General features: G+C 34.2%; 13 protein-coding genes. 5 read left to right on the plus strand and 8 right to left on the minus strand.

Annotated elements, in window-relative coordinates; genetic code table 11:
* Positions 1-176: 176 nt before the first annotated feature.
* From ACN4EE_RS12765 to ACN4EE_RS12780, 4 genes are all read right to left on the minus strand, one after another.
* On the minus strand, positions 177-1,217 hold the full coding sequence (locus tag ACN4EE_RS12765; RefSeq protein ID WP_431706836.1) for an anthranilate phosphoribosyltransferase family protein: 1,041 nt from the start codon (positions 1,215-1,217) through the stop codon (positions 177-179).
* Between the two features lie 196 nt (positions 1,218-1,413).
* Positions 1,414-2,445: a hypothetical protein gene (locus ACN4EE_RS12770; protein ID WP_431706837.1), complete on the minus strand. Its 1,032-nt coding sequence runs from the start codon at positions 2,443-2,445 to the stop codon at positions 1,414-1,416.
* Positions 2,446-2,665: 220 nt separating this feature from the next.
* Positions 2,666-4,036, minus strand: a complete 1,371-nt coding sequence (locus ACN4EE_RS12775) for a cobyrinate a,c-diamide synthase (protein ID WP_431706838.1) — start codon at positions 4,034-4,036, stop codon at positions 2,666-2,668.
* Positions 4,037-4,250: 214 nt separating this feature from the next.
* The gene (locus ACN4EE_RS12780) at positions 4,251-5,363 is read right to left on the minus strand and encodes a transposase (protein WP_431706839.1); all 1,113 of its coding nucleotides are present in this window, start codon (positions 5,361-5,363) and stop codon (positions 4,251-4,253) included.
* Between the two features lie 328 nt (positions 5,364-5,691).
* On the opposite strand from ACN4EE_RS12780, the gene carA reads away from it, so the two are divergent.
* Complete coding sequence (gene carA / locus ACN4EE_RS12785) at positions 5,692-6,828, plus strand: glutamine-hydrolyzing carbamoyl-phosphate synthase small subunit (RefSeq protein WP_431706840.1); 1,137 nt, start codon at positions 5,692-5,694, stop codon at positions 6,826-6,828.
* A gap of 71 nt (positions 6,829-6,899) precedes the next feature.
* On the opposite strand, the gene ACN4EE_RS12790 is transcribed toward carA, so the two are convergent.
* The gene (locus ACN4EE_RS12790; protein ID WP_431706841.1) at positions 6,900-7,319 is read right to left on the minus strand and encodes a secondary thiamine-phosphate synthase enzyme YjbQ; all 420 of its coding nucleotides are present in this window, start codon (positions 7,317-7,319) and stop codon (positions 6,900-6,902) included.
* Positions 7,320-7,813: 494 nt separating this feature from the next.
* Here ACN4EE_RS12790 and ACN4EE_RS12795 point away from each other — a divergent pair, with 494 nt between their 5' ends.
* Positions 7,814-8,335, plus strand: a complete 522-nt coding sequence (locus tag ACN4EE_RS12795) for a phycocyanin subunit beta (RefSeq protein ID WP_431706842.1) — start codon at positions 7,814-7,816, stop codon at positions 8,333-8,335.
* Between the two features lie 73 nt (positions 8,336-8,408).
* Complete coding sequence (cpcA, locus tag ACN4EE_RS12800; RefSeq protein ID WP_431706843.1) at positions 8,409-8,900, plus strand: phycocyanin subunit alpha; 492 nt, start codon at positions 8,409-8,411, stop codon at positions 8,898-8,900.
* 346 nt (positions 8,901-9,246) lie between these two features.
* Here cpcA and ACN4EE_RS12805 read toward each other — a convergent pair whose 3' ends face one another.
* Positions 9,247-10,344, minus strand: coding sequence for a sensor histidine kinase (locus tag ACN4EE_RS12805; protein ID WP_431706844.1), 1,098 nt, complete (start codon positions 10,342-10,344; stop codon positions 9,247-9,249).
* 55 nt (positions 10,345-10,399) lie between these two features.
* Here ACN4EE_RS12805 and ispF point away from each other — a divergent pair, with 55 nt between their 5' ends.
* Positions 10,400-10,891 carry a 2-C-methyl-D-erythritol 2,4-cyclodiphosphate synthase gene (gene ispF / locus ACN4EE_RS12810; RefSeq protein WP_431706848.1) on the plus strand — a complete coding sequence of 164 codons (492 nt, stop codon included), beginning with the start codon at positions 10,400-10,402 and terminating at the stop codon, positions 10,889-10,891.
* Positions 10,892-11,155: 264 nt separating this feature from the next.
* Here the strand turns inward: ispF and ACN4EE_RS12815 are convergent, their stop codons facing one another.
* Positions 11,156-12,223 (minus strand): mechanosensitive ion channel family protein, encoded by a 1,068-nt coding sequence (locus ACN4EE_RS12815; protein ID WP_431706845.1) that lies wholly within the window; start codon positions 12,221-12,223, stop codon positions 11,156-11,158.
* Positions 12,224-12,300: 77 nt separating this feature from the next.
* Between ACN4EE_RS12815 and ACN4EE_RS12820 the strand changes: the two genes are divergently transcribed.
* Positions 12,301-14,073, plus strand: coding sequence for an ABC transporter substrate-binding protein (locus ACN4EE_RS12820; protein ID WP_431706846.1), 1,773 nt, complete (start codon positions 12,301-12,303; stop codon positions 14,071-14,073).
* Positions 14,074-14,299: 226 nt separating this feature from the next.
* Here the strand turns inward: ACN4EE_RS12820 and ACN4EE_RS12825 are convergent, their stop codons facing one another.
* Positions 14,300-14,578, minus strand: a complete 279-nt coding sequence (locus ACN4EE_RS12825; RefSeq protein WP_431706847.1) for a hypothetical protein — start codon at positions 14,576-14,578, stop codon at positions 14,300-14,302.
* Between the last annotated feature and the right edge of the window lie 411 nt (positions 14,579-14,989).

Here is a 14,989-nt window from a genome sequence, read left to right on the forward strand (position 1 = left end):
TATAGTTAATAAATGAAATTATACTAAGTAAAGGAATAAAAGATACTCATGGAGGTAGGTAAGAGGCAAAAGGCAAAAGGCAAAAGACAAAATTAACAAGAAGTGTAGGGGTTTAATATATTAAACCCAACCCCATCAAAAAAAACAATTATTATTTCTTCCCCCTCTTCCCCCTCTCAATTCTTGATTCTCTCCAGTTGTGTTTGCAGTTTTCCTGCCTTAATCAAACTTTCAGCAAGGGTTAAACCTTCTTCGATCGAACTTGTAACACCACAGCGCCAGAGATAAAAACCCCCGTTAAAAATTGCACTCATAGTTAAGGATGTGTTTTCTCCCTCGATCGTTTTTCGTAATTCGGTAAAATATGCTTGAGAATCTGATAAGATGGGGTCTTTACCTTTTAAACCATAGAGTAAAGGATTCACTTTTAGATATTTAAACCCTTCGATCGAATCCACAGAATCCACCACAATAATATTAGTTTGCTCTAATTTTAAATCGGGGCTACCTTCTAAACCCTTAATTAAAGTAAATTGTTTGATTCCCCGTAACTCCAAAGCCGTGCGAATCATTTTTTCTGTGGGAGGATGCACATAACCTGCCATGAGGTGACTATTTCCTGCGTAGGGTTGCCAAATTAACTCTAAAGTAGCCAGAGGCGGACGTTTACCGATTTCCTCTCTATATTGTACTAACTTATGGGCTAAGGGAAAATGTTGGGGTAAATACAAGAAACCGAAATGAGCATCATTCAATAATTTCTCTACATCTGTTAAAGATGATTGAGTAAAATCTATACCTAAACTTGTCCAAATTTCTGCTAAAGTTAAGCCGTATTTCGTGGGCATTTTTGTACCGCCGTGCATTAACACAGGACGCTCGATCGAGCTTAAAATAAGAGCAGTAAGAGGGGAAATAGGGGCAAATCTGGTGCGCCCATCATAGGGAATACCCAAAATTGTCAAAGGATAAATAGTGGAAGACAAAGGAGGTAACATTACCCCCAACCTTGTATAACAATCCAACATTCCTGCTAATTCTTCTCCCGTAGGGCGCTTAATACGATGGGCGATTAAAAAAGCCCCAATTTGGGCAGGAGTCGCTTTTCCTGTTAACATCATCTCCAAAGCCGAATCCGCTTGTAAACGAGTCAAGTCTTTGTGAGTATGCGCACCACTACCAACTTTTTTTAATAATTCTCTAAATTCACTGCTCATATTTAATCAATCAATTAAGCTAGAAAGCATCTAAGTTTACTGCTGAAGACAGGCAAAAGGCAACAGTTAGGAATGCGAATTTAATAACTTACTAAAGTTTATCGTCATTGCGAGTTCACGAAGCAATCTCTAACATCAAACTTGTCTATTTTATTTAATCTTCATTCCTTACTAATTCTTAATTCTTAATTCTTAATTACTTAAAGATAGACAAATATTCCCCATAAGTTTGATAAAGAGAAAGTCCGGGAATTTCTTGTTTAAATTCATCAGGTTGTTGATATTGACTAGGAGGATATTGTTCTCTAATATCTGTAATAGTTTTATAAAAATTTTTCCATTGTTTCATAACATCCATCATTTTTGTAAATTGTTGAATTGAACTTTCATGCTTTTTACTTAACGCTAAATACTGCAAAATTCTGCCATAGGTTTCTGGATTTTCTTTAGTTTTAGGAATACCGATAATTTTACCAACTTTTAAAAAGATTTCTTCATTTTTAACCACTAAATCTTGCATAGCTTTCATATTTTGCATATTCTTATCCTGTAAATAAATCACCATATCAGATATAGTTCTCAAAATCGAAAAGTCAGTTAAATTAAACTTTTTAAAGAGATAAAGCAATTTTAAACCAATTTCTTTTTCAGCCGCTAAAGCCTCTAATGATTCAGTATAATCTTCTAAAGCCTGTTTACCTTGCTCTGTTTTAATTGTTAATTTAACTTCTTCTAATTTAGCTCTTATTTGTTGTTTAAATTCTTCTTTAGAATACTTACTATTATCTTTCTTTTTAGTAACAATAGCCCCTCCTTCTGATGCTTCATTACTTTTATCTTCAGCAAATTTTTCTCCTAAAAAATCTATTACAAATTGATAATATTCCTGTTGTTTTGTACTTCTATAACGCAATTCTGTTTGTTCAATTTTTAAAAAATTTGCTTGGGCTTTTACTGCTAAAGCTAACAATTCTGCACTATTTTGTAAGCCTTGATATTGTTCTTTATTAGTAGCAAAAAAAGATTTAATTTTGAGATAGAATGAAAAATCTGGATTTTTATAATTAGGATTATCTAAAGTTTTAGCAATGGTAGAGAGTACTTTTATTTCGGCTAATGCTTGATTATGAATATTAGTACTGATTTCTGATACAGTTTCTGTACCTTGATTTTCTTTTGTTAAATTAGCTACATCTTGATTTAAGAAAGAAACTATTTTTTTAAACATCTATTTAACCTCTTATCTTTATATATTTACCTTTATTTTCCATCAAATCATATTATACAAATTTATCGATCGATCGAACTATTTATATCAATTTTGGTAAAATTTGTCCGTAAAAATTGTAACAAATAATTACCTTAGTTTCAGATAATGAGTTATAAAAAGAAGGGATAGTTGTAAGTATTGATTTAAACATTAGTGAAAGAGATTTTAGATAGATTATTTAGTAGATAAATATCTTTTGATTAGAGATTAATAAATTGTGAATAAAATCAAGATAATTAGCAAAGTGTAAATGTAGGTAAGAAGCATAAACATTATTAATTTTCCAGCCTTGATAAGATACTATTTGCTGAGTATAATAATCTTTTATTTCCAGCAGAGGAGAATCAGGAATAGACGAGTTTTTAGCTCGATGAAATTCATGCCCCTTTAAAACTCTATCTTTTTTTATAATGTTATTGTCGAGTAAAATTTTTGCTTCTCTATATCCTAAAGTTAACTTTTTATCCATGATAGCCGTATTAGGTAAAACTCCCACCATTTCCCATGGTTTACCATCAAAATCAATAATTTTATCTGATAAATACATCATGCCTCCACATTCTGCATAGGTAAAAATTCCTTTGTTTATAGCTTGTTTTATAGATTGTTTCATTGGTTTATTATCAGCTAATTCTTGAGCAAAAACTTCGGGGTATCCCCCCCCTAAGTATATTCCATCAATATCATCAGGGATTTTCTCATCTTTAAGAGGGCTAAAAAATATTAATTCTATTCCTAAATTTGTTAAAATATCTAGGTTGTCTTGATAATAAAAATTAAAGGCTTTATCGTAGGCGATCGAAACTTTTAAACCAGATTTTTTAGAGGAGATAAAATAAGAGTTATTATAATTATTAACTAAAGATTTTTCTTGAAGATAAGGAGTTAATAAATCCCAATTAAAATTATGATGTGCAAGAGTTGCTAATTGTTCAAAAATCTCTTGATGAGTGCTAATTTCATGGGTAGGAATTAAGCCTAAATGACGGGAAGGAAGGGTAATATTATTTTCTCGAAACCATACTCCCATAATGGGAATTTTAGTAATTTTTACCCCTTCTTTTAATAAAGATAAATGTTTTTCACTACCCACTTTATTTAAGATTACCCCAACAATTTTAACATCTCGATCGAGATTAACATAACCCGAAATAATCGCTGAAATAGAAGTACTTAATTTACTGCAATCCACCACTAAAATCACAGGAATTTGCAACAATTTAGCAATATGTGCCGTGCTACCGAATGCAAAATAATCCTTATTCGGCACACCATCATATAACCCCATTACCCCTTCAATAATGCTTATATCCGCTTTGCTACTATGATGATAAAAGCTCGATCGAACGTAGTCTTCTGAGGTTAAAATAGGATCAAGATTACGACAAGGTAAGCCAGTAATAGACGTATGAAACATAGGATCAATATAATCAGGTCCCACTTTAAAAGACTGCACTGATTTTCCTTGAGATTTTAGGTATGATAACAAAGCGAAGGTAATGGTAGTTTTACCGACTCCGCTTCTTTCCCCCGCTATAATTAACGACATACAGAAGTAAGAAGTAAGAAGTAAGAAGTAAGAAGTAAGAAGTAAGAAGTAAGAAGTAAGAAGTAAGAAGTAAGAAGTAAGAAGTAAGAAGTAAGAAGTAAGAAGTAAAGATATTTTAATAGCATTACGTTAGATTGCTTCGTATCCTCGCAATGACAATTAAAAGCCTAATTATTCACTATGGTTATCGAGCGTAGTCGAGATGCACTATTCACTATTCGGATGTTAAAGAGTAAATTTTGCCGTCAATGAGAATACGGGTAATGCCTTTAGCCTGTAAATGAATAGATGTTTTTTGGAAAACTCTACCATCTGGCACTTTGATTACTTTTCCTTTTCGGGCGCGCAACGTACCTTTTGCATCGCAGAATCTTTTGGCAACACGATGATTGTCAAACACTGGTAAGGTTTTTTGCAGGGTTTCTTGATAGGGAATGTTTCCTAAATCAGCAAACTCTCTCAAAGGTTTTGTCACTAACTCAGAATATCGATCGATCACAAGATAACAGACTCTAGGAAAAACAGCCGTATTTAAAGGTAAAACCCGCAACTGTTGAGGAGGAATATAAGGTTTAGAGTTGAAAGATTCCATCTCATCCTCGTCGTCATCATCCTCGTCATCGTCATCGTCATCGTCATCATCCATATCCTCTCCAAACATGGCGGCTACCTCATTCAAAGAATCCAAATCTTCATCATCTATATCGTCATCATCAGTAGATTCAACTTCGTTATACTCTTGCTCAGTATCCATAATCTCTATATCATCTTCAAGATTTTCAGTGATTGACGATGGACTATTTTCTTCCTTCATTTTTAATATAGGTTTATCATAGTTTGATGACATATTATCAGTATCAATATAGGTTTCCGAAGTCTCAATTTGCGATTCAGAGGTGATGTCTTGATTGTTAATATCGTCTTCCGTTTCTTGGGATAAATCAAAATTCTCTACCACTTCAAACTCTTGAGAATCCTCTATTTCTGGGGAATGTGAATCATTGTCTGTCACTTCTATTTCTTCCTCATTTTCTTCGAGAATATCATTAACAGTATCTATTTCTTGAGTTACTGATGGCTGTTCAACATTCAATTCTAAGACTTCCTGAGAATCTTTGGGTGAATTAGATTTAGTGGTTCGAGCAAGACGCTTTTCCTGTATTAAATCTTCATACTCTAAATCTGATAAACTATTTTTGAGAAAACGACTTACCGTGGAACTGCTCACCCCAAAACGAACAGCTAAAGTAGAAGTGGTTTCCTCCGTTGTACGATATAAGTTGAGGATTTCTTGACGATCGTCTTCAGACAATTTTTTCGGACTCATAATGTCTTGCTTACCCATTAATCTACAGAACCATCACTATTAATGTGACTGATTTTAGGAGTATTTGTCAAGAATAGTTGAAATAAAGAATTACTAACCTCTCATTTAAGGTAAATTTCTATTAGTATTTAATCAACAATTCAGACTTATCAGTTCAAAATTTAAAGTTCTTAAGAAGTATATACAATTATTGTTGCTCAAACATTTCAACAAAGAATGTCATTGCGAGGAAACGAAGCAATCTCCCATAAGGTGATGCTTAAATCCTACTTCTGAAAAATCTTTCGATCGAACTGAGATATTGTCCATAAATTTATACATTTTGCTTATGTCTATTTTAAATTTTCAACCTGCGATATTAGTATTAGCTGACGGCACATCCTACGAAGGTTATTCCTTTGGTGCAAAAGGTACAACTTTTGGTGAAGTAGTGTTCAATACTGGCATGACAGGTTATCAAGAAGTGATGACAGATCCAAGTTATTCAGGACAAATCGTTACATTTACCTATCCCGAATTAGGCAATACGGGGGTTAACCACGAAGATGAAGAATCCTTTAAACCTCACATTAAAGGAGTAGTTGCTCGTAATATTGCAGAAATCCCTAGTAACTGGCGATCGAGCCAATCCTTACCAGATTATATGATTAAACATAATATCATCGGGATTTACGGCATAGACACCAGAGACTTAACCCGCCGTTTGAGATCATCTGGAGCGATGAATGGAGCGATTTCCAGTGAAATACTCGATGCGGATCAACTCTTAGTACAATTACAATCCGTTCCTTCTATGGCAGGATTAAACCTTGTTAAAGATATTAGTACAAAAGAAGTTTATGAGTGGACACAACCCACCTCCCCAGAATGGGAATTTAGTCATCGTACCAATTTAGGAGAAGAAAAATTCACCGTTGTCGCCATCGATTTTGGAGTGAAACGCAACATTTTACGCCGTTTAGCCAGTTATGGTTGTAAAGTAATAGTCGTTCCTGCTAATACCCCTCCTGAAGAAATCCTCAAATACAATCCAGACGGTATTTTCCTGTCTAATGGACCCGGAGATCCTTCAGCCGTAGCCGAGGGCATAGAAGTTGCTACAGCCTTGTTGGAAGCAAAAAAACCCATGTTTGGGATATGTATGGGACATCAGATTCTCGGCTTATCTTTAGGCGCACAAACTTTTAAACTCAAATTCGGGCATCGAGGTTTAAATCAACCCTGCGGATTGAAGCAAAAAGTCGAAATTACTAGCCAAAATCATGGTTTTGCCGTCACAGAAGAATCTTTAGGCGCTGATGTCGAAATTACTCATCTTAACCTGAACGATCGAACCGTAGCAGGATTAAGACATAAAACATTACCATTCTTTTCTGTACAATACCATCCCGAAGCTAGTCCGGGTCCTCACGATGCTGATTATTTATTCGAGCAATTCGTCAAAATGATGCGAGACAACAAATAAATGAGTAATGAGTAATGAGTAATGAGTAATGAGTAATGAGTAATTATTCACTATTCACTATTCACTATTCACTATTCACCTTGAATATGGATTGCCACTTGGCGAAGGTTCGATCGAGATCGATGTTCCCACAAATATAATCCCTGCCATGTTCCCAATAACAATTTACCGTTACGGATAATAATGTTCTCTGAAGTACTGGTTAGGATCGATCGAATATGGCTAGGCATATCATCAGCACCCTCCGCACTATGAAGATAATCAACACCATTCTCAGGTACAAGTTTACTAAAAAAATTACTTAAATCCGCCAATACATCAGGATCAGCATTTTCTTGGATAATTAAACTAGCGCTAGTGTGAAGGATAAAAACGCTACATATCCCCGTTTGAATGCCTGAATTTTTAACCACTGTCATCACTTGAGGTGTGATTTTATGAAGACACTTACCACTGGTTTTGATTGCCACTATTTCTTGATACATTTTCATCTTTAACAATAAGTTCGTAGTAACGGCTTTAGCCGTGTTTTTAAGAATTACAAGCGAAGTCTTATGGAGATTGCTTCGTACCTCGCAATGACATTTTATATTTTATATTTTATATTTTATCTCATAAACCTACCATTCCCTATTCCCTATTCCCTATTCCCTATTCCCTATTCCCTATTCCCTTTTGCCTTTTTATTAACAAATGTAAATTAGTATCTCAGAAAATTTAACAAGACGTAATAAACAAATGCGCAAAGACAGGGTATAAACTTATATGAGAGGTTCAAACACCTTTCTAAGACGGATTTCTACATAGAAAAATGTCTGATTATTAAGTTTCTTTACAAATGCTTAACAATAACTTGTACTTAAGCACATAATAAGAGAAACTAATTTTCGGGAATGACATCCCACCTCTGTTTAACTTTTGTTGAACACAAATTTAATAAAAAAACAAACAAAACAAACTAATTCTATTAGGAGATTAACCAAATATGGCATATGATGCATTTACAAGAGTAGTAGCCCAAGCTGATTCTCGTGGTGAATTCTTAAGCTCTGCTCAAATTGACGCTTTAAGCCAATTAGTCAGTGAAAGCAACAAACGTATTGATGTGGTTAACCGTATCACTGGCAATGCTTCTGCTATCGTTACCAACGCTGCCCGTTCTTTATTCGCTGAACAGCCTCAATTAATCGCTCCCGGCGGAAACGCTTATACTAGCCGTCGTATGGCTGCTTGTCTTCGTGACATGGAAATCATCTTACGTTACGTTACCTACGCTATCTTCGCTGGTGACGCTTCTATCTTAGAAGATCGTTGTTTAAATGGACTTCGTGAAACCTACTTAGCGTTAGGAACTCCCGGTGCTTCTGTTGCTGTTGGCGTTCAAAAAATGAAAGATGCTTCTATTGCCATCGCTAACGATACTAATGGTATTACTCTTGGCGATTGTAGTGCTATTATTGCTGAAGTTGCTACCTATTTCGATCGTGCCGCTGCTGCAGTAGCTTAGGTATAAAAATACCCAATACCCAAGTTAAATTTCATAAAAATAATAACAATATAATTTAGGAGAAACTAATCAAATGTCGAAAACCCCTTTAACTGAAGCAGTAAACACCGCAGATTCTCAAGGTCGTTTCTTAAGCAGCACCGAGTTACAAATCGCTTTCGGTCGTTACCGTCAAGCTACCTCTGGTTTACAAGCTGCTAAAGCATTAACCGAAAATGCACAACGTTTAATCGACGGTGCTGCTAACGCAGTTTACAGCAAATTCCCTTATACTACTACCACCCCCGGTGCTAACTTCGCTTCTACTGCTGAAGGTAAAGCAAAATGTTCTCGTGACATCGGTTACTACCTTCGTATTATTACCTACTCTTTAGTAGCTGGTGGTACTGGTCCTCTTGATGAGTACTTAATTGCTGGTATCGATGAAATCAATCGTAGTTTTGACTTAGCTCCTAGCTGGTACATCGAAGCCTTAAAATACATCAAAGCTAACCACGGTTTAAGTGGAGATGCTGCTTCCGAAGCTAACTCCTACATCGACTACGCTATCAACGCTCTTAGCTAGTCTCCTATTTCTACTTCAGAGTGATTCTCAAAGGCTTAATTAGGCTTTTGTTATCAAAAAATAAATCCTTGTCTTGATTGTCAAGGTTGAAATAACATCAAATCATTGCCTGAGAAAATCAGCTAACGACTAAAAACGTCTTTGTTGGTTTTTTCGGGCAATGTTGTTTTCATAAAGATTTACTGAATAACTCAGAAAGCAATTAAGAATTAAGAATGTAGAATTAATAATTAAGAATTGAACAAGTAAAGATTGGTTATAGGTGATGAGTCAATAACACGCCGTGTAATAAATTACACGTCTAACAAGATCATGTTCAATAAATTGAACTCTTAACCTAGATATATTAGGCAAGGGGTAAGCTAAAGCGAAATGTTGTACCTTGAGATAATATGCTTTCTACTTCTATTTGTCCATTTTGTAATTCTACTAATCTTTTAACTATCGCTAAACCAATACCGCTACCTCCAGAATAACTCGATCGAGATCGATCGGCACGCCAAAATCTTTCAAAAACATGGGGCAAATCTTCAGGAGAAATTCCTAGCCCTGTATCTATGACTGAAATCCACAAATAAGGCGATTTTACTTGAGTTTTCAAAGTAATAGTACCTTTTTCGGTATAACGAATGGCATTACCAATGAGATTAACTAATATTTGTTGAGTTCGATCGACATCCGCCATAATTAAGGGTAAATTAGGAGGACAATCAAGAGTTAAAATAGGTCCATCCTCTAAAAGTTGATCCGAAAATCGATCGACTAAAGACTCTAAAAGAGGGCGTATATCAATGCTTTTTATATCTATAGAAAGATAACCTGCTTCCGCTTGGGATAATTCCTGTAAATCTCTGGTTAAACGCTCTAATCTTCTAGTTTCACCAACTAAACTTAGATATAATTCTGGACTACCTTGAATTTCTCCTGATGCTAATTCCTCTAAATATCCTCTTACCACCGTTAAAGGAGTGCGCAATTCATGGGTTAAATCGCTGACTAAATCCCTACGTCTTTTTTCCACATCTTCCAAACTACTCGCCATGCGGTTAAAACTGACGCTGAGTTGATTTAATTCGGGGATTTCACTATCAGGCATCCTTTCTAACCAATCTCCTGCCACAAAATGTTGGGTTATATCCTTCATCTTGTCGAGGGGTTGCATAATTTTTTGACTGAGATAATAACTTAAATATCCTGCTGTACCTGCACCCACTACTAATGACCAAAATGAGCTACGATTCCAAGCCGTCTCAAATCCTTCTATTAAATAGGTTTTAGCTGATCGAACCGTCATAAATCCTTTCTTTTCTAACTGCTCTAAACGTAGTACAAAAAATTGGGGGGAAGAAAACTTAGCGATAAAAACAAACGTACCTAATCCCACCATCATTACGGCTAAATGGGAAAGAAATAGTCTTGTGCCTAAACTTAATTTTTGACTCATAAGTCCTATGATAAAATACTGTGTGGTTAAAATAGCGATCGATCGTCACAGAAAAATCATGATTAGAATTGGCAATGGTTACGATTTACACAGATTAGTGGAGGGAAGAAAACTTATTTTAGGGGGAGTCTCCATTGATCATCATCTTGGTTTATTAGGTCATAGTGACGCTGATGTGTTAACTCATTCTATTATGGATGCTTTACTGGGTGCTTTGAGTTTAGGGGATATTGGACATTATTTTCCCCCTAGTGATCCTCAATGGGCAGGAGCAGATAGTATGGTATTGTTAAAACAAGTTTATCAATTAATTCTCGATCGAGGTTGGGTGATTGGTAATATAGATAATGTAATTGTAGCAGAACGTCCCAAGTTAAAGCCCCATCTTCCTGCTATGATTAAATCTCTAGCTGATCAACTTTCGATCGAACCTGATAGAATCAGTATCAAAGCCACTACCAACGAAAAATTGGATGCAATCGGTAGAGAGGAGGCGATTTGTGCTTATAGCGTTGTTTTATTATTTCAAAAAGAGACAAGTACTTAGGAGGTGCTGAAAAACTCTTTTGATGGGGATAGGTTTCAGGTTTCAGGTTTCAGGTGAAATACTGATAACTATTGACTGATAAGCTAAGATGTATTTAACTTACATTTTTATTAATTCTTGAAAATAACTACAACTGTTACCTATTCCCTATTCCCTTTTCCCTCTCTTAATCATGCGTTCTAGCTTATTAACTTTGCACCTTGCCTGTTGCCTTTGCCCACCTTCATCAATAATCTATCATACTCAAAGTAGAAGAACCATTTTTCATTCGGAAGAAACAGAGGATAAATAATGTACTTGGGTAGGATAAGCAAATTCTAATTGATGTTCAGAAAAGGCTTTTTTAATGGCAAAATTAACTTCATTTTTTGCTAATCTAGCTATTTTTATCTCATTACTTAACACATAATAAATAATCTCAAAATCTAAACTAAAATCTCCAAATCCTGAAAAATATGCCATATCAAATAATATATTTTCCATAGGTTCGATTGCACTTTTAATTATATCTGGAATTTGGGCTAATTTATCATTATTAGTCTCATAAATAACTCCTACTTTTAAAATAATTTGCCTCCTTTCCATACGTTTAAAATTGCGTAATCTGGAGCTAGTTAAATCGGTATTTGCTAAGATTAATTGCTCTCCTGTTACCGCTTTTATTCTTGTAGTTTTAATGCCAATATGTTCTACATGACCAATAAAATCCCCTACGGATACTAAATCTGAAATTTCAAAGGGTCGATCGAATAATATCGCAAAATAACTAAATAAATCCTGCAAAATACTTTGAGATGCTAAAGCTAAAGCCACACCCCCAATTCCTAAACCGGCGATAATAGCATTAATATCAAAACCTAAGTTACTTAAAATAGAGATACTTGCTAATGCCCAAAAAACTATCCTAATAGCAGGAAATAATGCTTTAATATTTCTCTCAATTAAAGAATCTGAATTACTATATTTTTCACTATAGGCATAAATAAAAATTCGTGATATGTCCACTAAAAATCTAGTTATATAAAACGTGGTAATAATAATCACGATCGACTTTACTGTAACTACGATCGAAGGGTTGAAATCAACTTCTTTTAAGATGGCATAAAATAAACCAAAGTAAGTAATAGGAATAAAATATTTATCGGTAATTTCTAAAACTTTAGAAGTTAATATATTATCACTTTTTTTAATAATTTTATTAATCTGTCTTAAAACTAAATTTCGAGTAATTTTCAAGAAAAAATAGGCTAATATTAAAACCGAAATAGTAATAATTGCATCTTTAATAAAACCTTGTAAATTTTCGGGTAAACTTAAAATATTCTCAAACATTTTCTCTAAGAAATGTAATTTTATGGAACAATGTAGGTTAATATCTTAACAGGAATTTAATTTTTGTGCAGTAAATTATGACCTTATTTGATCATCAAACGTGGCGACAATGGCAAAAAATTGCTAATTTAATCATCATTTTAATCTTGAGTACTATCTTCTTATCAAGCTGTGGTTTCAATCCTTCTGCTAATAATCAATCAAGACTGGTACAAGCTATTTTAAGTGATCCCAAGACGTTTAATGCAGTTTTATCTCAAGAATCCCCTAACATTTTCGGGTTAACCTATGAAGGATTAGTCTCAGAAAATCCTCTCACGGGAGAAATTCAACCTGCTTTGGCAAAATCTTGGACTATTTCTGATGATAAATTAACGATTATTTTTACCCTCAAAGATGATTTAAAATGGTCAGATGGTGAACCTTTAACTGTTGATGATGTAGTGTTTAGTTATAATCAATTATATCTAAATGAAGAAATTCCGTCTAATGCTAGAGACAGTTTAAGAATTGGGCAAAGTAGGGCTTTTCCTATTGTTGAAAAAGTCAATAATTCTCAAGTAAAATTTACAATTCCTGAACCTTTTGCTCCTTTTTTAGAAAGTGCTGGTTTATCTATATTACCTAAACATATTTTAGCAGAAAAAGTTACCACTAAAGGAGCTGATGGAAAACCGATTTTTCTCTCTTTTTGGGGGGTAGATACTCCCCCCGATGAGTTAGTAGTCAATGGGAGATATAAATTAAAAAATTATGCCACTGCTCAACGAGTTATCTTTACTAAAAATCCTCACTATTGGCAAAAAGATGAACAAGGCAATTCTCTACCCTATATTGAAGAAGTTGTCTGGGAAATTGTTGAGTCCACCGATACTTCGATCGTACAATTTCGATCGGGCAGTTTAGATTCTATTAGTGTTTCTCCTGAGTATTTTTCCTTACTAAAAAGAGAAGAAAATCGAGGAGATTTTACTATTTTTAATGGCGGTGCTGCTTATGGTATAACATTTCTAAGTTTTAATCTCAATCAGGGTTCAAGGAATGGACAACCCTTAGTTGATCCTGTAAAATCTAAGTGGTTTAATAATGTTAATTTTCGCCGATCGATCGCCTATGCTATTAATAGAGAGAGGATGATTAATAATATTTATCGAGGTTTAGGAGAAGCACAAAATTCCCCTATTTCAGTACAATCACCTTTTTATGATCCTACGGTTATTAGTTATGATTATAACCCCGAATTAGCCAAAGAATTATTATTAAAAGAAGGGTTTAAATATAACTCAGAAAATATTTTATTAGACGCAGAAAATAATCAAGTTAGATTCACCTTATTAACCAACGCAGGAAATCGCATTAGAGAGTCTTTAGGCTCACAAATTAAACAAGATTTAAGCCTAATTGGTATCACCGTTGACTTTACTCCCATTGCCTTTAATGTATTAGTGGATAAACTCAGTAATTCCTTAGATTGGGATGCCCATATTATCGGTTTTACGGGAGGAAATGAACCCAATGGAGGAGCAAATTTATGGTTTCCTGACGGCAATTTACATTTATTTAATCAAAAACCCCAACCCGGAAGACCACCAATTCAAGGTAGAATAATTGCAGATTGGGAAGCTAAAATAGGGGATTTGTATATTGAAGGTGCGAGGGAATTAGACATCGAAAAAAGAAAAGAAATTTACGCCAAAACTCAACAATTAGCTCAAGAATATTTACCTTTAATTTATTTAGTTAATCCTTATTCTTTAGGCGCTGTGAGAAATCGCATTGAGGGAGTCGAATATTCGGCTTTAGGGGGTGCATTTTGGAATATCGAAAGACTCAAAATAACAGATAATTAGGGGAGAATTAAGAATTAAGAATTAAGAATGAAAAAAGGCAGTTTTTGAAGAAAAATTATTAAACTTAACGAAATGCTTGATAAGCTAGGACGCATCTAAGTCGAATGATTGAGAGGGCGAAAAGGGAAAAGGGAAGAGGAAATAGGTAAGAGTTTTAGTTATTTTCAATAATTAATCAAAAATGCAAGTTAAATGAGTTTGAGCTTATTACCTAAATCTCAAAATTCTAATCTGAAATGTGATTAAGGGGTGTATTTTGTGACTTATGAATATCCATAAGATTGCTAAATCTTAAGCCAACACCAAAGCCTAACCCTCCAAAACTGAAAACCACTGTAGTAATAATTATCAGTTGTTTAAAAACCGTGATAGACTTCCGATGCTGAGTTTGAGGAGGGGCTTGTTTTTTCTGGGGAGAGGTTTTATTTTCTACCATGGAAGTGGACAATTCTAAATTGGGTGAATTAACCCTTGATGTTGATTCGATCGTTGATGTTTTCCCCATAGCAATTTTTGTACAATGTCAATAACTTAGATAGCTTGAATAATAATATAGCGCTGATATTGAGATTTTGCACTAAGAAAATTGAAAATGTCAAATTTTGATATTACTGAAAAATACAATTAACAGTTTATAATTTATTATTAAAAATTCCCTCTTCTCTTTTTCCTATCCTCATCAAGAATTTATCATACTCAAAGTAGAAGAACCAAATTTATTTAACGGTATCTATTAGACGTTTAATTGATTACACGATGGAATAATGGTTTAAACTCATAACTAGGGTTTGCTGAATAAATCAGAAGTCTATTAAAATCAATGGTTTAAGCATACTACATCAACTAAAAAGTGTTCAATTTTCACAATTTTTACTGAAAAACTGAGCATTTTTTACTAAATTTTATTTAAAACAAT

The sequence above is a fragment of the Geminocystis sp. CENA526 genome (assembly GCF_050753365.1).
In the GTDB taxonomy this organism is placed as follows: Bacteria; Cyanobacteriota; Cyanobacteriia; order Cyanobacteriales; family Cyanobacteriaceae; genus Geminocystis.

Coding starts and splice junctions, on each gene's coding strand:
- ACN4EE_RS12765 (WP_431706836.1), bottom strand. CDS start 1,217: ATGAGCAGTGAATTTAGAGAATTATTAAAAAAAGTTGGTAGTGGTGCG.
- ACN4EE_RS12770 (WP_431706837.1), bottom strand. CDS start 2,445: ATGTTTAAAAAAATAGTTTCTTTCTTAAATCAAGATGTAGCTAATTTA.
- ACN4EE_RS12775 (WP_431706838.1), bottom strand. CDS start 4,036: ATGTCGTTAATTATAGCGGGGGAAAGAAGCGGAGTCGGTAAAACTACC.
- ACN4EE_RS12780 (WP_431706839.1), bottom strand. CDS start 5,363: ATGAGTCCGAAAAAATTGTCTGAAGACGATCGTCAAGAAATCCTCAAC.
- carA (WP_431706840.1), top strand. CDS start 5,692: ATGTCTATTTTAAATTTTCAACCTGCGATATTAGTATTAGCTGACGGC.
- ACN4EE_RS12790 (WP_431706841.1), bottom strand. CDS start 7,319: ATGAAAATGTATCAAGAAATAGTGGCAATCAAAACCAGTGGTAAGTGT.
- ACN4EE_RS12795 (WP_431706842.1), top strand. CDS start 7,814: ATGGCATATGATGCATTTACAAGAGTAGTAGCCCAAGCTGATTCTCGT.
- cpcA (WP_431706843.1), top strand. CDS start 8,409: ATGTCGAAAACCCCTTTAACTGAAGCAGTAAACACCGCAGATTCTCAA.
- ACN4EE_RS12805 (WP_431706844.1), bottom strand. CDS start 10,344: ATGAGTCAAAAATTAAGTTTAGGCACAAGACTATTTCTTTCCCATTTA.
- ACN4EE_RS12815 (WP_431706845.1), bottom strand. CDS start 12,223: ATGTTTGAGAATATTTTAAGTTTACCCGAAAATTTACAAGGTTTTATT.
- ACN4EE_RS12820 (WP_431706846.1), top strand. CDS start 12,301: ATGACCTTATTTGATCATCAAACGTGGCGACAATGGCAAAAAATTGCT.
- ACN4EE_RS12825 (WP_431706847.1), bottom strand. CDS start 14,578: ATGGGGAAAACATCAACGATCGAATCAACATCAAGGGTTAATTCACCC.